This window comes from Ruegeria sp. CDSA236, from assembly GCF_059611285.1.
Genome location: NZ_JBXWPG010000001.1, coordinates 145,454 through 163,330, shown reverse-complemented (window position 1 = coordinate 163,330; position 17,877 = coordinate 145,454). Strand labels below are relative to the sequence as shown.

Annotated in this window: 19 protein-coding genes and 1 tRNA gene; 11 read left to right on the top strand and 9 right to left on the bottom strand. The window is 55.3% G+C overall.

All coding sequences use genetic code 11. The features are described 5' to 3' along the window. Positions 1-5 precede the first annotated feature (5 nt). Positions 6-602 carry a histidine phosphotransferase family protein gene (locus AC2FLB_RS00865; RefSeq protein WP_496704611.1) on the top strand — a complete coding sequence of 199 codons (597 nt, stop codon included), beginning with the start codon at positions 6-8 and terminating at the stop codon, positions 600-602. Here the strand turns inward: AC2FLB_RS00865 and AC2FLB_RS00860 are convergent. The 9 genes from AC2FLB_RS00860 to AC2FLB_RS00820 all read right to left on the bottom strand — a co-directional run bounded on the left by AC2FLB_RS00860 (position 599) and on the right by AC2FLB_RS00820 (position 7,975). Continuing rightward, positions 599-1,861 carry a glutamate-5-semialdehyde dehydrogenase gene (locus AC2FLB_RS00860; protein WP_496708450.1) on the bottom strand — a complete coding sequence of 421 codons (1,263 nt, stop codon included), beginning with the start codon at positions 1,859-1,861 and terminating at the stop codon, positions 599-601. The two genes, AC2FLB_RS00865 and AC2FLB_RS00860, sit on opposite strands and share 4 nt — an antisense overlap. A 24-nt stretch (positions 1,862-1,885) precedes the next feature. Further along, positions 1,886-2,992, bottom strand: coding sequence for a glutamate 5-kinase (gene proB / locus AC2FLB_RS00855; protein WP_496708449.1), 1,107 nt, complete (start codon positions 2,990-2,992; stop codon positions 1,886-1,888). Further along, positions 2,980-4,014: a GTPase ObgE gene (obgE, locus tag AC2FLB_RS00850; RefSeq protein ID WP_496708448.1), complete on the bottom strand. Its 1,035-nt coding sequence runs from the start codon at positions 4,012-4,014 to the stop codon at positions 2,980-2,982. The genes proB and obgE overlap by 13 nt, the downstream gene beginning before the upstream one ends. 37 nt (positions 4,015-4,051) lie before the next feature. Continuing rightward, entirely contained in the window at positions 4,052-4,588 is a 537-nt protein-coding gene (locus AC2FLB_RS00845; protein ID WP_142633834.1) for a GNAT family N-acetyltransferase, read from the bottom strand. Beyond that, the gene (locus AC2FLB_RS00840; protein ID WP_496688076.1) at positions 4,585-5,193 is read right to left on the bottom strand and encodes a LysE family translocator; all 609 of its coding nucleotides are present in this window, start codon (positions 5,191-5,193) and stop codon (positions 4,585-4,587) included. The genes AC2FLB_RS00845 and AC2FLB_RS00840 overlap by 4 nt, the downstream gene beginning before the upstream one ends. Positions 5,194-5,286: 93 nt before the next feature. Then, the gene (gene rpmA / locus AC2FLB_RS00835; protein ID WP_120635433.1) at positions 5,287-5,556 is read right to left on the bottom strand and encodes a 50S ribosomal protein L27; all 270 of its coding nucleotides are present in this window, start codon (positions 5,554-5,556) and stop codon (positions 5,287-5,289) included. Positions 5,557-5,567: 11 nt separating this feature from the next. Continuing rightward, the gene (locus tag AC2FLB_RS00830) at positions 5,568-6,185 is read right to left on the bottom strand and encodes a 50S ribosomal protein L21 (protein ID WP_496688073.1); all 618 of its coding nucleotides are present in this window, start codon (positions 6,183-6,185) and stop codon (positions 5,568-5,570) included. A 210-nt stretch (positions 6,186-6,395) separates the two neighbouring features. Next, a complete protein-coding gene (locus AC2FLB_RS00825) occupies positions 6,396-7,193 on the bottom strand; it encodes a DUF2059 domain-containing protein (protein WP_281994622.1) in 798 nt (265 codons plus the stop codon). Beyond that, positions 7,193-7,975, bottom strand: a complete 783-nt coding sequence (locus AC2FLB_RS00820; protein ID WP_496708668.1) for a DUF2059 domain-containing protein — start codon at positions 7,973-7,975, stop codon at positions 7,193-7,195. The genes AC2FLB_RS00825 and AC2FLB_RS00820 overlap by 1 nt, the downstream gene beginning before the upstream one ends. Before the next feature lie 183 nt (positions 7,976-8,158). On the opposite strand from AC2FLB_RS00820, the gene AC2FLB_RS00815 reads away from it, so the two are divergent. From AC2FLB_RS00815 to AC2FLB_RS00770, 10 genes are all read left to right on the top strand, one after another. Beyond that, a tRNA-Ser gene (locus AC2FLB_RS00815) sits at positions 8,159-8,248 on the top strand. Between the two features lie 344 nt (positions 8,249-8,592). Further along, positions 8,593-9,114: a hypothetical protein gene (locus AC2FLB_RS00810; protein WP_281972111.1), complete on the top strand. Its 522-nt coding sequence runs from the start codon at positions 8,593-8,595 to the stop codon at positions 9,112-9,114. A gap of 201 nt (positions 9,115-9,315) precedes the next feature. After that, on the top strand, positions 9,316-10,344 hold the full coding sequence (locus AC2FLB_RS00805; protein WP_496708447.1) for a zinc-binding dehydrogenase: 1,029 nt from the start codon (positions 9,316-9,318) through the stop codon (positions 10,342-10,344). Positions 10,345-10,418: 74 nt separating this feature from the next. Further along, positions 10,419-11,294 carry a branched-chain amino acid ABC transporter permease gene (locus AC2FLB_RS00800; protein WP_496708446.1) on the top strand — a complete coding sequence of 292 codons (876 nt, stop codon included), beginning with the start codon at positions 10,419-10,421 and terminating at the stop codon, positions 11,292-11,294. Between the two features lie 3 nt (positions 11,295-11,297). Next, on the top strand, positions 11,298-12,395 hold the full coding sequence (locus tag AC2FLB_RS00795) for a branched-chain amino acid ABC transporter permease (RefSeq protein ID WP_496708445.1): 1,098 nt from the start codon (positions 11,298-11,300) through the stop codon (positions 12,393-12,395). Next, entirely contained in the window at positions 12,392-13,156 is a 765-nt protein-coding gene (locus AC2FLB_RS00790; protein WP_496708444.1) for an ABC transporter ATP-binding protein, read from the top strand. The genes AC2FLB_RS00795 and AC2FLB_RS00790 overlap by 4 nt, the downstream gene beginning before the upstream one ends. Further along, positions 13,153-13,926 carry an ABC transporter ATP-binding protein gene (locus AC2FLB_RS00785; protein ID WP_496708443.1) on the top strand — a complete coding sequence of 258 codons (774 nt, stop codon included), beginning with the start codon at positions 13,153-13,155 and terminating at the stop codon, positions 13,924-13,926. Before AC2FLB_RS00790 ends, AC2FLB_RS00785 begins: the two co-directional genes overlap by 4 nt. Positions 13,927-13,930: 4 nt before the next feature. Further along, positions 13,931-15,817, top strand: coding sequence for an AMP-dependent synthetase/ligase (locus tag AC2FLB_RS00780; protein ID WP_496708442.1), 1,887 nt, complete (start codon positions 13,931-13,933; stop codon positions 15,815-15,817). 29 nt (positions 15,818-15,846) lie between these two features. Beyond that, positions 15,847-17,007, top strand: coding sequence for an ABC transporter substrate-binding protein (locus AC2FLB_RS00775; RefSeq protein WP_281994628.1), 1,161 nt, complete (start codon positions 15,847-15,849; stop codon positions 17,005-17,007). Positions 17,008-17,151: 144 nt separating this feature from the next. Continuing rightward, on the top strand, positions 17,152-17,817 hold the full coding sequence (locus tag AC2FLB_RS00770) for a YrbL family protein (protein ID WP_496708441.1): 666 nt from the start codon (positions 17,152-17,154) through the stop codon (positions 17,815-17,817). Positions 17,818-17,877: the final 60 nt, after the last annotated feature.

Here is a 17,877-nt window from a genome sequence, read left to right as displayed (position 1 = left end):
TACGCATGAGCGACTTGGACGTCAACCTGGCCGAACTGATCGGCTCGCGGATCTGCCACGATCTGATCAGCCCGATCGGGGCGATCACCAACGGCTTGGAGCTGCTTGAAATGGTTGGCGCGGTGCAAGGCCCCGAGATGGAACTGATCGCGGGAAGTGTCGGCAGCGCCGGCGCACGCATCCGCTTTTTCAGGGTCGCTTTTGGGTCGGCCAGCGATCATCCCCTTGGGCGGGCCGAGGTTTTAGAGCTGTTGAATGATGTCGAACGCGCAGGTCGTGTTCGCGTCAACTGGAACCTGACCGAAGCGGTACCGCGTAATCAGGTGAAACTGGCCTTTCTGGCGTTGATGTGCTGCGAAAGCGCGATGCCATTTGGCGGGGATGTAACGATCGTAAACGACGGGAAGAACTGGTCTGTGACAGGGACCGCGGACAAATTGAAGCTGGAAACCGAGCTATGGAAGAACCTGCCCAGCGGACGGTTTACCAACAAGGTCACCCCGGCGCAGGTTCAATTTGCGCTGCTGCCTGAATCCGCATCGTCGATGGGACGGCGGGTCGCGACCGATACGGCCTCAACTCGCGTCGAAATCCGGTTCTAAGACCGAACAGTCCCTGAACCGCGCACCAGATACTGAAAACTGGTCAGTTGAGCCGCCCCTACGGGGCCGCGCGCGTGCATCTTTCCGGTGGCGATGCCAATCTCGGCCCCCATGCCAAACTCACCGCCATCGGCGAATTGGGTTGAGGCGTTATGCATCAGGATCGCGCTATCAAGCCGTTCAAAGAACCGGGCAGCTGCAGCGGGATCCTCGGTCATGATGCAATCGGTATGGTTCGACCCAAACCTGCGGATATGAGCAATGGCGGCGTCGATATCAGTCACCGGCTTGGCCGCGATGATACTATCCAGAAACTCTTTGCCCCAATCATCAGAAGTGGCCGCGATAGTGCCATCAACGGCCAAAGTACCTTCGGCGTGTACTTCGACACCTGCGGCCAGAAACGCCGATATGACATCCCGTCCCAGCGTTTCAGCGATATCCTGATGGATCAGCAGACATTCGGCAGCACCGCAGATTCCGGTACGACGGGTTTTGGCGTTCAAAACCACCTCCAGCGTCTTTTGGGGGTCAGCGGCCTTGTCGATATAGATATGCACAATGCCTTCCAGATGGGCAAATACCGGGACCCGGGCCTCGCGCTGGACTAGCCCGACCAGCCCTTTGCCCCCACGGGGAACGATCACGTCGACATAATCGGTCATGGTCAGGAGTTCCTGAACCGCCGCCCGGTCGCGGGTTGGGATAAGCTGAACGGCATCCTCAGGCAGGTTCGCCGATTTCAGACCCTGAACCAAACAGGCATGGATGGCTGTCGAGGAATGGAAACCCTCTGATCCGCCACGCAGGATGACCGCGTTCCCGGATTTCAGGCACAACGCTCCCGCATCCGCCGTGACATTCGGGCGGCTCTCATAGATCACGCCGATCACGCCCAGAGGCGTGCGCACACGCTGGATGTTCAGGCCCGAGGGCATGTCCCATTCGGTCAGAACCTCACCAACAGGATCGGCCTGCTCTGCAACGGCGCGCAGCCCGTCGACCATGCCCTGAATGCGGGCCTCATCCAGCATCAGGCGATCCATCATCGCCGGGCTCAACCCTTTGTCGCGCCCGAATTCCATATCTTTCTTATTGGCCGCAATGATCTGTTCACGATTGGCCCAAACAGCCTCGGCGGCCCCAATCAGGGCTGCGTGTTTACGCTCGGCGCTTGCAAATGCCAGCTCGGCAGCGGCGGCCTTGGCGCGTTTCCCAAGATCGGCCATCAGGTCGGGGATGCTGTCGAAATCCTTCATCTCAGGTGCCTTTCAGTCAATTTGTCAAACAGCCAGATCATCGCGGTGGATCAACACCGCGCGGCCAGGATAGCCTAGAGTGGCTTCGATCTCGGTCGATTTGCGCCCCTTGATAGCGTCTGCTTCTTGCGCGGTATAGCGGCTGAGCCCCTGCGCAAGCCGTCGCGCCTGTGGGTCCATGATCGAAACAGGATCACCGCGCCCGAAATCTCCGGACACTTCGACTATTCCTGCTGGCAACAGGCTTTTGCCATTGCTCAGCGCCCGCGCGGCCCCCGCGTCTACAACGATCTCACCCCGGGGTTTCATCGCTGAAATCCAGCGTTTGCGTGCGGCATGCGGGTCAACAGTCGCGATGAACCATGTACAGTTCGCGCCGTTTTCAAGCATTTTCAACGGGTTCAGAGGGGAGCCTTCGGTGATCGCCATGTCGCAACCAGCAGCCGTGGCCATTTTTCCCGCCAACAGTTTGGTCTTCATCCCGCCCTTTGATAGGCCGGAACCGGCATCACCCGCCATCGCCTCAATCTCGGGCGTGATGTCTTCGATGACGTCAAACCGCTTGGCCGAGGCATCCTCATTTGGATTGGCCGAGTAGAACCCATCAACATCCGACAACAGGATCAACTGGTCGGCGCCAACAGTGACGGCAATCTGTGCCGCCAGCCGATCATTGTCGCCATATCGTATCTCATCCGTGGCGACTGTATCGTTTTCGTTGACAATCGGAACGACACCCAGCCCCAGCAGCGTTTCCAAGGTGGCGCGTGAATTCAGATAGCGGCGACGATCCGCGCTATCCTCCAGCGTAACGAGCACTTGTGCAGTGGTAATGTTGTGAGGCGTCAGCGCTTCTTCATAGGCGCGGGCCAGCCGGATTTGCCCGACAGCGGCGGCGGCTTGCGACTGTTCCAACGGAAGCGTGGCCATGGGCAGACCCAAAACGCCACGCCCCAACGCGATTGACCCCGATGAGACCAAAATGACGTCGGTCCCCTGCCCCTTCAGCCATGCGACGTCCTGAGCAAGCGAATGTAACCAATCAGATCGCAGCAACCCTGTGTTCCGATCCACCAGCAAGGCGGATCCGATCTTGACCACGAGGCGTTTGGCTGCGGTCAGGGTTGCCAAGGCAGTTCCTCCTCGGCGGGTTTCTGGCGCACGCGGTCATCGTCTATCCGACCGCGCAAAGCCCGCAGGACGTCGGTTACACCCAGATGTGCCACACCAGACATTGCCATTACGGAGCCTCCGACGGCCTCTTCAAGCTCGGTCTTGGCCAGTTCGCGTTCCTCGTCATCTAGGGCGTCGACCTTGTTCAAGACGGTGATGCGAGGCTTATCGGCCAACTCACCACCATAGGCTTCAAGCTCGTGAATGATCGTGCGATAGTCTTCGGCCACACTTTCCGAGGTGCCATCAACCAAATGCAGCAATACCGCACAGCGTTCGACATGGCCCAGAAAACGGTCTCCGATGCCACGTCCTTCATGTGCGCCCTCGATCAGACCGGGGATGTCGGCCACCACGAATTCCACATTGTCGACACCCACCACGCCCAAATTGGGGTGCAAGGTGGTAAAGGGGTAATCGGCAATTTTGGGGCGTGCGTTCGATGTCGCAGCAAGAAAGGTCGATTTGCCGGCATTAGGCATTCCCAACAGGCCGACATCGGCAATCAGTTTCAGGCGCAGCCAGATCGTGCGGTCGATACCTGCCTGACCCGGATTAGCCCGACGAGGAGCCTGGTTGGTGGCCGATTTGAAGTGCAGGTTGCCAAAACCGCCATTGCCGCCCTTGGCCAGCAGGACGCTTTGGCCCACCTCTGTCAGATCGCAGATAACCGTTTCTTCGTCTTCGTCCAGGATCTCAGTGCCGACCGGGACGCGAAGAATGATGTCATCACCATCTTTTCCGGTGCGCTGCTGCCCACGGCCAGGCTGACCGTTCTTGGCAAAGAAATGCTGCTGGTAGCGAAAGTCGATCAGGGTATTCAACCCATCCACAACTTCGACCCAGACAGAGCCACCTTTACCGCCGTCCCCGCCATCGGGACCGCCGTATTCAATGTACTTTTCGCGCCGAAAACTAACGCAGCCGCCACCGCCGGCCCCGGACCGGATGTAGACCTTTGCAAGATCGAGAAATTTCATGACTGTCCCCTACTGCAAGGGCCCCACCGGCCACAAGTCAGAGTTTTTTACTGTATGTCCAAGTGGGCACGTTCGCATCACGCGCCACCGAATAGATTTCGGCATCACCCAGGTATTCGAAACCACAATGCGTCAGCACCCTGGCTGAGGCTGGATTGTCCTGAAATACGCTTGCGAACATCGACGTGTTTTCAAGCGGATTGGCGACAACCAGTGCTTCGACCGCCAGAGATGCGATCCCGGTGTTCCAATAGACAGGAGCTACCCAATAGCCGACCTCGGATTGGTTGCGATCCAGGCGTTCCAGCGAGATCAGGCCTATCAGCTCCGGACCGCCATCCTTGGTCGCGTCCATCGCCCAGACATCCTCGCTGCGGTCTTCGGCCATGGACCGGGTCACAAAGGCCTCAACCGCGCCGGGCGGCAAAGGGTGCGCAATCCTTGTCGTCATACGCGCAACCCGTTCATCTCCGGCATAATGTTCGATGAGACCCAGATCCGACCGGCGCAGAGGGCGCAGATCGAACCGCTCGGTTTCTATGACCGGCTGGTTTATGATCGTCTCAAGTTTCATAGGTGCGTTCCTCCTCCGAACAACACAAAAAGTACAGACGCAACAGTGAGACCTGCTAACGTCCACATCAGATATTTTTCCATCGGCCGACCTTCAACCGCGTGGGCAATTCTATCTCCGGCAAATGTCCAGATTGGATGAAGAATCACCTGACAAATCAACAAACAAGCCGCGATTGCGAGCGTTGCCTCAAAAGTTGGTGTTCCGACGGCGACAAACCCCGTGAACCCCGCAACGATCATGGCCCAGGCCTTGGGATTGAGCGGATGAACAATCAATCCAGCCAGAAACCCTGGCGCTGCGCCATCAGCCTCTTGCCGGGACAGCCGCGTGTTGGCGATCTTCCAGGCCAGCCACATGATATAGGCCGCCGAGGCGTATTTCAGAACAGCAAACACCGCCGGCGCCTGATCCGCCAATTGCAGCAACCCAAAGCCCACCGGCCAGATGATTAGCTGCTTGCCCAGAATGACGCCGCCCACAAAAGGCAGCGCTGCCCGAAACCCGTAACGCGCACCGGTTCCCAGCAGGACCATATTGGCCGGTCCCGGCGTGCCGACCTGACTGGCGGCAAAGATCAGGAAACTGGTGGTTGCGACTGTCATCGGACTGTTTGATCGAACCTGTGTTAAAACGAGAAAAGGGACCGGCATTTTCTGCCGGTCCCCCAAGAATTTTCAAACCTTATGGGTTTCGGCTTACTCTGCGGCCTCCGCCACTGGCAGGACCGAAATAAAGGTGCGGTTTTTGAGGCCTTTGTGGAACTTCACAGCGCCATCAACAGTTGCAAAGATGGTGTGATCTTTGCCAATGCCTACGCCTTCGCCCGGCCAGAACTTGGTGCCGCGCTGACGCACGATGATGTTGCCTGAGATGGCGGCCTGGCCACCATACAGTTTCACGCCAAGGCGGCGACCAGCTGAGTCGCGACCGTTACGGGAGGAACCGCCAGCTTTTTTATGTGCCATTCTCTCTCTCCTTAGCCTTTAGCAAGCTCTTTGGCCTGCTCAACCCATTCGGGTTTCACTTTGACCGTTTCGATAGCAGCAATCTGCTCGTCCGACAAGGCGGCCAGAGCGGCAAAGCTCTCGATACCGGCCTCGTTCAGCTTTTTGGCAGCGGCTGGGCCGACACCGTTCAGCGCGGTCAGATCGTCTGCAGCAGCAACAGCGGCAGGCGCCTCTGCTTTTGCTTCAGCTTTCTTGGCAGGCTTTTTTGCCACCGGAGCAGCTTCGCCAGCCGGCGCGGAACCGGTTGCAGCTTTGATGCCCGACTTGTCAGCGCCCGACGACAGGATGTCGGTGATCTTGACCAGGGTCAGTTTCTGACGGTGACCAACGGTACGCTTCGAGCTGTGCTTACGACGACGCTTGACGAAGTTGATGACCTTGTCACCCTTGATCTGTTCGATCACGTCGGCCTGAACGGCTGCACCATCTACAAACGGTGCACCAACAACCGGAGCGTCACCGCCCAGCATCAGAACATCGTTGAATTGAACTTTTTCACCTGCGTCGGCAGCCAATTTTTCAACGCGGAGGATATCACCCGCCTGAACCTTGTACTGCTTGCCGCCAGTCTTGAGGACCGCAAACATGCGTCTTTCCTTTGTCTAACCCGCGTTCTGTGGTCCCCTTGCGGGTGTTTTCGGCCTCAGCCACCTCGAACAGCGCGCCCTTTTTCGGGCTGTGTGAATGACCCATGGATCAGCCCCTTGGGTCAATAATAACGATACCCGGCGCGGAGATTCCGGCCGGGATGGGCGCTTATCCAAAGATTGCAGAGGAAAGTCAACATGAAATGGCGACTAAAGATCAGAGCCCTGTAAGACAGCCGCTACCGCCTTTCCCAGATCGTAATAGATCTGATCATACATACTGTCGAAGCTTTCGAACAGTGAGCTGTTCAGCGCTTGCCCTGTATCCGTTCGAGAAAACGCGATGTTCTTGCGCATTTGGGCGTTGCTCAGAGGGTTATAGGCCATCAACAGAAAGGAATACAGCCAGGTTTCTGTCTCTTGCTCGATCCCGTCCTTTTGCAGCAGAAGGTTGTCCAGAAGGTCGCTGTCATCGAGAACCTGGCCGTCATTTATCCCCCTGAAAAAGTTGTAATCCGCGCTCAAAGCGCTCCGCACGTTCTGTTTGATCAGGTCGTTGGCCAGTATGTACTCTTCGACCAGTTTGAACTGCATGCTGTCTTTGGTGTTTTCGAAATAGGCCTGTTTTGCCAAGTCTTCGATTGCCGGATCAACAAATGCAAGCCGTGCGGAATTCTCAAGGGAAACGATGGTCTGGCCAAGATCGCTTTCAAAAAAGGCGATGGCGCGTTCCAAATGCACTTCATCCAGGCTTTGCCGGAATCCCTGGACCAACTGATCATACATCCAATCGGGATCATAAATCGCCTCGACCCGAGTTTCGAACAGAGCGCCACCGTTGCCATCCAACAAAGTGGCGTCCATCTCTTGGCTCATCTTTCCGCCTTCGGACAGGAGGATTTCGATCAGGTTCTCCAGACGCATTGCTTGCGCCAGCCGATCCGCTTTTTCCACGGCGCCGGATGATGTGGCCCAGAAGATCAGGGCAAAAACGATCAGAATGCGCATCAGATGTCCTGTGCGGGGTGAAGCTCGGCCATTTTGGTTGCCAGGACTTCGAATTTCATAGCCATTATCTCATACTGAATGGCGTTCAAAAGTTCGTAGACTTCCTGCATTAAAGGCTGTTCCAACGCCTCGACATAGGTGATGACATCCGCATCCGAGAAATCCTGATAGGTATAAGCAGCACCGGCAAGTGCAGAAAGCTGTAAGGCCTGTCGCATCCCGGTTTCGTTCTGTTTCATCATTGCGCGCAATTCATCTGCATCCAACTGCAGTTCGATCACACCTGAAGCGCTGGCGGCGAGGAGGAACCGGATTTGTATTTCCTGAAGGGCGCGCAAAGAAGTACCGCTCGAGTCGATGGCAGTGTTCATCCTTTTTAGACTCTCAACACGTTGAGAGCCTTCGCGGACAAGTTGAGCGACTATCTCTTGCCCCTGCTGTTGTTTCGCTTCGTCATCCTCGATCAGATGGGAAGCGTTTTCAGCAGAGACCAGTCGTTGACCCAGATCTGATGCATAGAATTCTACCGCGTGATTTAGCGCCTGATCGCTGAGCGTCTGCTCTAAAATCGAAACTGCAGTTTCATGCATGTCTTTGGTATCGAAAACTTCTTCGGTCAGCCGCGCCCAGTCCGACCCGAATCCATCGGGGTCAAAACCCAACATCTGAGGTGCCGAGGCCGAGGCCAGAGCAATACTTTCAAGGGCAACGTCGAAACCGGTTGTGGTCAAGAATGCCTCGATCGTATCGCGCCCGGCAGCGGATGCCGGGATTGGCAGCATGAATACTGTGAAAAGAAACAGCGAAAGGGCGGTGGTGATGTGGTGCGTAAAATGTCTCATGTACAGAAGCCTAGGGGTTTTGCGGCATCTGGCAACGGAAAATCCTGGGATTGATAAATTATGAAACTTTCTGCTTGCACCCCCGGGTGTTCATCACTAAATCCCCCCCTCACAGACCCCCGCGGAGAGGTGCCGGAGTGGTCGAACGGGGCGGTCTCGAAAACCGTTGTGGGTGCAAGCCCACCCAGGGTTCGAATCCCTGTCTCTCCGCCATCAGCCATTCAGCGCATGATTGGTAACCAGCTTTCCGGAATTTAGCTCAAGCACCTGAAATGCAGGCCTTTGTCGCCTTATTCGCTTTGCGCGCGTTCCTACGAGAATTCTTAGTTTCTGTGCTTCCCTGCTGAACAGGCATTTGTGCGACCCTGTGGGTCGGTTGACAAGAATGGCATCTCGGCCACTGGTTGTTCAACGTTGGCGTGTTATTGCCATGGGATCGGCCCAGATCGGCGTACACTGGCTCAATCCCTTGTTCTGAGAGGATGTTCCACGAATTCCCCTTTCCAGTCCGCTAGTTTCCCCCCATCTCGGCGACACATATTTCAAAGGAGAATCCCATGTCGCGTATAATCTTGCTAGGGGTCGTCGTCGCCGGCGTTGGCGCCGCAATCTATTACTATCTGAATCAACCTGCCGCTCCGGTCGAACAGCCGCAAGCCGCCGCTGAAGAAACCGGAAACGCCGTGTCTGAAGCCGTAGAATCGGTTACCGAACAGGCTGGTGAAGCTGCGTCTTCCGTTACGGAACAGGCGGCTGAAATCGTCGAACAGTCCAGCGAAGCCGCGTCTGACCTAGCCACTCAAGCCGGTGAAACAGCGACTGAGCTGGCCGATCAGGCTGGAGAAGAGGTCGCTGCCCTCACCAACCAGGGGCAAGAGCTGCTGAATTCCTGGGTTGAGAGCGGCGCTATGAGTGTTGATAACTTTGACTATGACGCCATGGTGGCCTCAGTTCAGGAAAGCACACTGGCAGAAGAACTGAAGGTAAAAGCGGTTGGTATTCTCGATGATATCAAAGCCTCACCTGCAACAATCGCGCTGAAAATTCAGGAACTTCAGGCCCTGTTGACTGGTCAGTAAGAATTAGAAAGACCGCCGAAACAGGCGGTCTTTCCCTACGTCAAAGAATAGTTCGATTGACGCGCCTTTGGCCATTTGCTTGGCTGATCTGAACACATATGCCACGGTTGATGTCGATCATGGCCATCATTTTCGAAATTGTTGGTTTGATGCAGTCAAGCAGGACCCGACAGTTTCCTATCGTTCAGAAAAGGTACGCTCATGACCCCCCTTCCCTCTTCCATGTTTGCGATCGTTCAAACACATCATGGGTATTCGGGCAAAGCCACTGGTCCCAACATCCAAAATGCGTCTGATTGGCTGGCCGAAACGGAAATGCCTGTGCCCGAGCCGGGCGCAGGTCAGGTTCTGATCCGCCTGAGGGCATCATCGGTTAATCCGTCCGACCTCCATTTTATCAAGGGTGAATACGGGCAGCCTAGGGTAAAGGGATCTCCGGCCGGGTTTGAGGGATGTGGAGACGTCGTCGCCACCGGTGCCGGAGCCGAGGGTTTGCAGGGACAGCGCGTGGCATTCATGGCCACTCTTTCCGGTGCCTGGGCCGAGTACGCTCTGACCGATGCACAAATGTGTATTCCACTGCGCCCGGATATCTCGGATGACGACGGGTCAGCACAGATTGTGAACCCGATGACGGCCATGGCGATGGTCGATCTGGCGCGTCAGGCCGGAGATGCTTTTATCGTATCTGCCGCAACCAGTCAGTTGGGCAAGCTTATGTGCAGCCTCGGTCGCGATCTTGGGCTCAAGCCGATTGCGATCGTGAGACGCGCTGAGACCGTTGCTGCATTGAAAGAGCTGGGCGCTCATGACGTGCTGGTAACATCAGACCCCGACATGCTGCAGAAATTCGCAGCGCTTAGCAAAGAGCTTAAACCTCGGGTCTTTCTGGATGCCGTCGCCGACCAGATTTCCGAACAGATTTTCTGTGCGATGCCGAAAGGTGCGCGCTGGGTGTGTTATGGCAAGCTCAGCCCTGAACTGCCCAAACTAACGCAGACGGGACAGCTCATCTTTATGGGTAAGAAAATCGAAGGGTTTTGGCTGACACAATGGATGACAGCGACGCCTCGCGAAGATGTGGTACGTGTCGTTGCCGAGGTTCAGGCCCGCTTTGCGGACGGGCGTTGGAAAACAGATGTTTCAGAAAAGCTTACATTAAAAAATGTTATGTCCGGGCTGGTCGATGCACTGCAAAAGAGTGACGGAAAGGTAATTATCACGCCATAGTAGTACAAACCCCGGGCTAAGGAGGAGGCCCGGGATCTAAATGAACCCGGAGCAACCGGTATAGGGAGGTGAGTTTGGATAATGCGCAGCTGCTGATTAGCGGGCTGGCGAATGGCTGTGTCTATGGGCTGATCGCGCTCGGATTTGTTCTGATTTACAAGGCGACCGAGGCAGTGAACTTCGCACAGGGTGACCTCATGATGCTGGGCGCCTTTGTTACCATCGGGCTTACAAATGCCGAATATATGGGGCTGCCTTTTTGGCTGGCCTTGCCGATCTCGTTGGGGATCATGGGCGTGCTGGGGTACTTGCTGGACCGGTTGATCATTCGGCGACTTTTCGGGGAAAGCCAGACGGCCGTGGTCATTCTGACCATCGCCCTGGGCTTTGTAATCCGCTTTGTGGCCGGTCTGATCTGGGGGCACGAACCGCAGACGCTACAGAATCCACTGGCCGGAAAAGAAGTGCATTTCGGCGGCCTTGTACTGGGGATGGAGGACGTGGCGGTTATCGTCGTGACCGTTCTGCTGACCTGGGGGCTGTACCAGTTCTTCAGTCGCACCAAGCTTGGGCTTGCAATGCAGGGTGCCTCACAAAATCAGCTGGCGGCCTATTATATGGGAATCCCGGTAAAACGAGTGCAGGGTTTCATCTGGGCGTTGGCCGGCATGGTTGCGGGTATCGCAGGCATTTTGTTTGCCGCCAAAGGATCCGTGGACCCGGCAACCGGACTTCTGGGCATTAAGGCCTTCGCCGCTGCGGTCATTGGCGGATTCGGAAGTTTACCTGGAGCATTGGCTGGAGGTTTGATCGTTGGCGTAATCGAACCGTTTGCCAGTCGCTATATCGCTGCTGGGTACAGTCAGATTGCACCTTATGCGCTGTTGTTGGCTGTCCTAATCTTTCGCCCCAATGGGCTGTTCAGCCAAGTTAGGGTCAAAAAGGTTTAAGCCATGCGGATCATTTTCAAGACCAGTTACATGCAAGATATCCGGCCTTGGAAAGACCGGTATCAACTGAGCCTATACCTGATCCTTCTAGGCGTCGTGATCGCCGCTCCATGGTGGTTGGACGCATTCTATCTGGGTGAGCTGACAAATGTTTTGATCTGGGCGATTGCAGGTCTTGGGTTGATGATACTGACCGGCCATACCGGACAGGTCAGCCTTGGGCATGCGGCTTTTATGGCTTTTGGGTGCTATGCGAACATCATCTTGATAGAGGCAGGCTTGCCATTCCTGCTGGCCTTCCCGATCGCCGGTATCCTGACCGGGATAGCAGGGGTGACCGTTGCTATCCCGGCCCTGCGCCTTCACGGTATCTACCTGGCAATCTTTACCATGGCCCTATCGATCCTGATGGATGACGTGATTGTCCTGGCCGAGCCGATCACCGGCGGGGTCGCCGGTAAATATGTCGGCGGGGTCGAGATATTTGGATTCATGGTCGATCGTTGGGCTACGCCGGTCCAATTCTTCTGGCTGGTGCTTGCAGTCGCGGTTCTGGTCACTCTGGGCTATATCAACCTGCTGCGCGCACCGCTTGGGCGCAGTTTCATCGCCGTGCGAGATTCTGAGGTCTCGGCCCAGGCGATGGGTGTTGATATTGCGCAAACCAAGATGATCTCATTTGCCCTGTCCTGCGCTGTGACCGGCTGGGCAGGTGCTCTGATGGGTATGTTCTCGGGCGCGTTCAATAACGAGACATTCAGCGTCCTAATCTCAATTCAGTTGCTGATGATGATCGTGATCGGTGGTCTGGGCTCAATCCACGGGGCATTTCTGGGCGCTGTCGTCATAGGGTTTCTGCCGCAATTTTTGTCGATCGCAAAAGAGTATGTCGGCGCAGTTTTCGGGGGCAGCACCGTCGCAATTCCGGGATTGGAATTTGGAATCTTCGGCATGATCCTGATCGCCTTTATCCTGTTTGAGCCCATGGGGATGTATGGACGTTGGCTGAAAATCCGGACATGGTTCGAACTGTTTCCCTTCTATCGCAAGGACATGTTCAAACGTCAGAAATCCTATCTCAAGACGGAGCGTCTGAGATGAGCCTGCTTAAATTTAAGAATGTCACCTTGAAATTTGGTGGCGTCACGGCTGTGAACGACCTGTCCTTTTCAGTCGAAGACGGCGAGGTTTTTGCCATAGTCGGCCCCAATGGCGCGGGTAAATCGACCGTTTTCAATCTGATCTCGCGCTTTTATGAACCAATAGAGGGTTCAATCCGGTATGACGGGCATGACTTGCTGCAGGTGAAACCGTCCGGCGTTGCAGCTTTTGGTGTTGCGCGGACGTTTCAGAATATCGAACTGTTCGAACACGCCACTGTTCTGCAGAACCTGCTGGTCGGGCGTCATCGGCACCGCAAGACAAAACTTTTATCCGAGGTGCTGTTCCTGCCGTCGGCCCGGCGGCAAGAGATCGAAAACCGTGAAAAGGTTGAAGAAATCATCGATTTTCTTGATCTGCAGGTCTATCGCGACAAGATGATATCAGGCCTACCTTACGGTGTGCGCAAAGTGGTTGAAGTTGCCCGCGCCCTGGCCACCGATCCCAAGTTGTTACTGCTGGATGAACCGGCCTCGGGGCTGTCGGTCGAGGAAACGACCGATATGCGCTGGTGGATAGATGATATCCGGCGGCAGATGGGGATTACGGTGCTGATGGTCGAACATGACATGGCTTTGGTCTCGGGCGTCTCGGATCGGGTCCTTGCAATGGCGGATGGGGCAATGCTCGCACTGGGAACCCCTGCGCAGGTACAGTCACACCCGGCAGTGGTTGAGGCCTATCTGGGGAAAGTGTCATGAGCGATCCGATCCTGACCATTCGCAATGTCGAAAGTTTTTACGGGCCAATCATGGCAATCCGGGGCGTGTCGCTGGATGTGCATCCTGGTAAGATCGTGTCGATCCTTGGGGCCAATGGGGCCGGCAAGACCACATTGATGAAAACCGTGTCCGGCGTAATGGACCCGGAAAAGGGCAAGATCAGCTTTGACGGGGTCGAAATTCAAGGGGCTGAGCCACATAAAGTTGTGCAGAAAGGCGTCGTCCACGTACCCGAAGGGCGCGAAGTATTTCCTCTGCTGACCGTGGACGAAAACCTGAGCCTCGGCGCCTATACATCCTCGGACCGAGGCCAGATTGACCATGACCGCGAACTGGTTTTTTCCTACTTCCCGATCCTGAAAGAGCGGCGCACGCAAGAGGCAGGCACCCTTTCTGGCGGCCAACAACAGATGCTGGCAATCGGGAGGGGGTTGATGGCAAATCCAAGGATCATGTTACTGGACGAGCCCTCGCTGGGCCTGTCTCCTTTGCTTGTGCAAGAGATTTTCGGCATCCTGAAACGCCTGAACGACGAGCAGAACATGACGATGATGCTGGTTGAACAGAACGCCAATGCTGCGCTGGAACTGGCGCATCACGGCTATGTCATGGAGGTCGGGCGCATCGTCATGGATGGCCCCGCGTATGAGCTGATGCAGTCAGAAGACATCCAGAACTTCTATCTGGGTGTGCAGGAAGAAGGTGCGCGTGAAAACCGCCGCTGGAAACGCAAGAAGACATGGAGGTGAGCGCATGAACATAAGCACCTTGCCCTCTCAGATCATGATCAACGGTGTTCAGTACAACGCAAATCCCGGTCAGCGACCGGTCTATGTAGATGAATGCACAACCATCGGGCAACTTTTTCAAAAGCGTTGTGCCAATTTGGGCGCGCGTACCGCGCATCGCGAGAAAGATTTAGGTATCTGGAAATCCTATTCATGGACGGATTACTGGCAGCACGCGAAATGGATCGGCCTCGCCCTGCAAAAGCTGGGATTGAAACGCGGTGAGGTCGTTTCGATCCTTTCCGAAGACCGAAAAGAATGGGCCTGGTTCGATATGGGCATTCAGGGCGTCGGTGGGATTGCCTCGGGCATCTACACGACGGATGCGGCCGCCCAGGTGAAATACCTGATCAATGACAGTGACAGCCGTTTCCTGGTGGTCGAAAACGAAGAGCAGTTGGACAAGTTCCTCGAGGTCGAAGGGGATCTGCCGACCCTTTTGAAGGTCATCATCCTCGAGGATGAAGGCCTGCATGATCTGGACCACGACCGCTGCATGATGATCAGCGATCTTTATGAGCTGGGCCAGCATGTCGAGATGGAAGAGCCCGACCGCTTTGAAGCGGAAATCGCGCTGGCATCCCCGCAGGATACCGCTCTTCTGGTTTATACATCGGGCACGACCGGCATGCCAAAAGGCGCAATGCTGAGCCACGAGAACATCCTTGCCGCAATCGAAGCCGGCGCTCATTCCTTGCCCGCATTGGAAACAGATGAACAGCTGTGCTTTTTGCCGCTCTGCCACATCCTCGAGCGTGATGTTTCCATATATTTCCCGCTTGCAACGAAATCTGTCGTCAACTTTGCCGAAAGCCCCGAGACTGTTTTCGCAAATCTGCAAGAGGTTTCTCCTTCGACGTTTACGGCGGTCCCGCGTGTATGGGAAAAGATCTATTCTCGGGTTCAGATCATGGCCCAGGATGCAACCTCGACCGGGCGCGCGGCCTTTGGAATGGCGGTAAAGGCGGGTCTAGCACGTGCCGAATTTATCCTGGCGGGCAAGCCGGTCCCGGCCAGTGTTGCCGCGCAGTACTGGCTTTGGGACCGTTTGGTTTTGCGTAACCTGCGCCGGATGCTGGGGTTGGACAATATGCGGCGCGGTGGAAGCGGCGCCGCCCCGATTTCGGCGGACTTGCTGAAATGGTTCTGGGCCATTGGTGTACCTCTGGTCGAAGGTTTTGGTATGACCGAAACATCGGGCCTGGCGACATTGAATACACTTGGAAACAACAGGATCGGAACCATTGGAAAGGCTGTGCCCGTTAATGACGTCCGTATTTCCGAAGGCGGAGAGATTCAGCTTAAAGGGTTGAACATCTTTCAGGGTTACTGGCGAAACAACGCCAAAACAGCCGAGACTTTCACTGCCGATGGTTGGTTGCGTACTGGTGATATGGGCCAGATCGACCAAGACGGTTTCGTGACCATTACGGGTCGCCTCAAAGATCTTATCATCACGGCGGGCGGCAAAAATATAGCCCCGGCCGAGATTGAAAGCCGTCTCAAGTTCAGCCCCTTTATCTCGGACGCAGTTGTAATTGGCGATAAGCGCAAGTTCCTGACTGCACTAATCATGATTGATCAGGAAAACGTGGAGAAATTTGCGCAGGATCGAAAGGTCCCCTTCTCGAATTTTGCCTCTCTTTGTGCCTCCGCCGAAGTTCGGGACCAGATCAAAGACGAAGTGGGTGCCGCAAACAAGGATTTCGCACGGGTTGAGCAGATCAAGGATTTCCGCCTGATAGATGTTCTGCTGACGGCAGATGATGACGAACTGACGGCCACAATGAAGCTCAAGCGCAGCTTTGTGGAAAAGAAACACGAACATCTTATTGAAGACATGTACAATTAGACAAAACGTTATCCAAAGGGAGGATTATAATGAGGAATCTGATTAAACGGCTGTCCGCTGCCACAGTTTTGACGGCTGTCGCGACACTCTCCAGCGCTCAGACACAGGGTGTTACGGATGATGAGATCGTAATCGGCTCGGTCAATGATCTGAGCGGTATCTTCGCCGCTGTTGGTGTCCCAGCCACCAAAGGCGCCAATGTGGTGTTCGACCGCGTGAACGCTGCAGGTGGTGTTCACGGTCGGACCATCCGTTTTGTGGTTGAGGATAATGGCTATCAGATGCCGCGCGCGATGCAGGGCTACAACAAGTTGCTGAACCGCGACAAGGTGTTTGCGATGTTGCAATCTCTGGGTACGCCGATGAACCTGGCCGGATTCAAACTGCTGGATCCCAAGGGCATTCCGAATGTCGCGCCTTTGACGTCGTCGCAGAAAATGCTGCAAGAACCAGTGCGCAACAAATTCACGTCCTTTTCCACCTATTTCGATCAGGCGCGTGTCGGCGTGAACTATCTGGCCAGCGAATTCGGATCGCAAACAGTCTGCACCATGTATCTGCCCACCGATTTCGGCGAGGAGATTCTGGAAGGCAGCAAGGCGGGTGCCGAAGAGGCTGGGATCGGTTTTGGCACAGAAACCACCCACAAGCCCGATGAGACCGATTTCGTGGGCTCTCTGAGCAAGCTCAGAGATGAAGGCTGCGACATCGTCACCATGGCCCTTGGGGTTCGGCAGGCGATCACTGTGGTTGGCACCGCCAAAAAGATGGGTCTAACGGATATGAAATTCTTGGGAACATCAGCCAGCTTCCTGACCGTCGTTGCCCAGGTGCCGGGTGGCGTGACGGATGGTTTTTATGCCGCCGCCTCATGGCTGGACTTGTGGGCCCGCGCGGATCAACCGGCCCCTGCAGCCTTCATCGAAGAGTATAAGGCTGCAACAGGCGAAGACCCCGTTGGATTTGCGATGTTGGGCTATTCTGCGGCTGAAATGATGGTTAAGGCGCTGGACGCCGCCGGCCCCGATCTGACTCATGACAGTTTTATCGCTGCGATGGAGACACTCGACTACAACGACGAACTGGTTGGAAATCACATCTCGTTTTCGCCGGACGACCATCAAGGTGCCGACACGGTGTTTGTGAGCGTTGTTGAAAACGGTGCTTGGAAGCTGGTCCACGAAGAGTAACGTCTGAAAAACAGAGTTTGATCAGCATTCAGGCGTTAGAAACCATGAGCCGTCCGTTCCAATACGGACGGCTTTTTCATTTTGTTTTGGGCTATCCACCTGCGGATAATTGGTTCCAATGCAAAACCACTATAGTTAGGCGAAATGGAAAAAACTCGAATCGAAAATCTGTTATCGTTGAAAGATCGTAAGATCATCGCGCAGGGTAATCGGCAATTTGTCTATCAACACCCTGATCTGCCGGACACTCTGCTGAAGATCCCGCAACCTCAGACGATAGATGACGAAGCTCATCTTGTGACGGATACCTGGTTTGATCGGATGTTTCGACGCTCGACGGCGTTCAAAGGATTTCTGCGCGAGTTTCACGAGTCGTTTGATCTTATGGTGCGTCACCAGAAATCCGCTGCCCCTATCCCCGTATGTGAGGTGCGAGGTGTGGTTCAGACGGACCTGGGTCTGGCGCTTATGTACGAGCGGATTTCCGAGCCTGACGGGCAGCTATCGCCCAGCCTTATTGGTATGGTCCAAAGCCGTCGCCTTAAGTCGCATCACTTGGATTCGTTGAACGCGCATTTTGATATTTTGGTCAAAGAGAACGTTTTGGTCAGTAACCAGAACCCCGGCAACATCGTCTATCAGACGTTGGCCGACGGCTCAGGACGATGGGTCTGGATAGACAGTTTCGGAAATAAGCAGGCGATCCCAGTTCGCAGGTGGTTCCCAAGCCTGAACAAACGAAAGATCGACCAGACTCGGCAGAAATTCCTTGCTTTGGCCCAACAGGCTTTAGGACGTGAAACGGACTGACAAATCCGTGTTGGAGTGACTTTCTTTTCGTCTCACGCTTGACGTGTGCGGGCTGTTAAT

Excerpts from the sequence above, each read along its gene's own strand:
- AC2FLB_RS00830 (WP_496688073.1), bottom strand. The coding sequence starts at position 6,185 with ATGTTTGCGGTCCTCAAGACTGGCGGCAAGCAGTACAAGGTTCAGGCG.
- AC2FLB_RS00770 (WP_496708441.1), top strand. The coding sequence starts at position 17,152 with ATGGAAAAAACTCGAATCGAAAATCTGTTATCGTTGAAAGATCGTAAG.
- AC2FLB_RS00790 (WP_496708444.1), top strand. The coding sequence starts at position 12,392 with ATGAGCCTGCTTAAATTTAAGAATGTCACCTTGAAATTTGGTGGCGTC.
- AC2FLB_RS00785 (WP_496708443.1), top strand. The coding sequence starts at position 13,153 with ATGAGCGATCCGATCCTGACCATTCGCAATGTCGAAAGTTTTTACGGG.
- AC2FLB_RS00860 (WP_496708450.1), bottom strand. The coding sequence starts at position 1,861 with ATGAAGGATTTCGACAGCATCCCCGACCTGATGGCCGATCTTGGGAAA.
- rpmA (WP_120635433.1), bottom strand. The coding sequence starts at position 5,556 with ATGGCACATAAAAAAGCTGGCGGTTCCTCCCGTAACGGTCGCGACTCA.
- AC2FLB_RS00795 (WP_496708445.1), top strand. The coding sequence starts at position 11,298 with ATGCGGATCATTTTCAAGACCAGTTACATGCAAGATATCCGGCCTTGG.
- AC2FLB_RS00840 (WP_496688076.1), bottom strand. The coding sequence starts at position 5,193 with ATGACAGTCGCAACCACCAGTTTCCTGATCTTTGCCGCCAGTCAGGTC.
- AC2FLB_RS00865 (WP_496704611.1), top strand. The coding sequence starts at position 6 with ATGAGCGACTTGGACGTCAACCTGGCCGAACTGATCGGCTCGCGGATC.
- AC2FLB_RS00775 (WP_281994628.1), top strand. The coding sequence starts at position 15,847 with ATGAGGAATCTGATTAAACGGCTGTCCGCTGCCACAGTTTTGACGGCT.
- AC2FLB_RS00810 (WP_281972111.1), top strand. The coding sequence starts at position 8,593 with ATGTCGCGTATAATCTTGCTAGGGGTCGTCGTCGCCGGCGTTGGCGCC.
- AC2FLB_RS00825 (WP_281994622.1), bottom strand. The coding sequence starts at position 7,193 with ATGCGCATTCTGATCGTTTTTGCCCTGATCTTCTGGGCCACATCATCC.
- AC2FLB_RS00820 (WP_496708668.1), bottom strand. The coding sequence starts at position 7,975 with ATGCTGCCAATCCCGGCATCCGCTGCCGGGCGCGATACGATCGAGGCA.
- AC2FLB_RS00805 (WP_496708447.1), top strand. The coding sequence starts at position 9,316 with ATGACCCCCCTTCCCTCTTCCATGTTTGCGATCGTTCAAACACATCAT.
- obgE (WP_496708448.1), bottom strand. The coding sequence starts at position 4,014 with ATGAAATTTCTCGATCTTGCAAAGGTCTACATCCGGTCCGGGGCCGGC.
- AC2FLB_RS00845 (WP_142633834.1), bottom strand. The coding sequence starts at position 4,588 with ATGAAACTTGAGACGATCATAAACCAGCCGGTCATAGAAACCGAGCGG.
- AC2FLB_RS00780 (WP_496708442.1), top strand. The coding sequence starts at position 13,931 with ATGAACATAAGCACCTTGCCCTCTCAGATCATGATCAACGGTGTTCAG.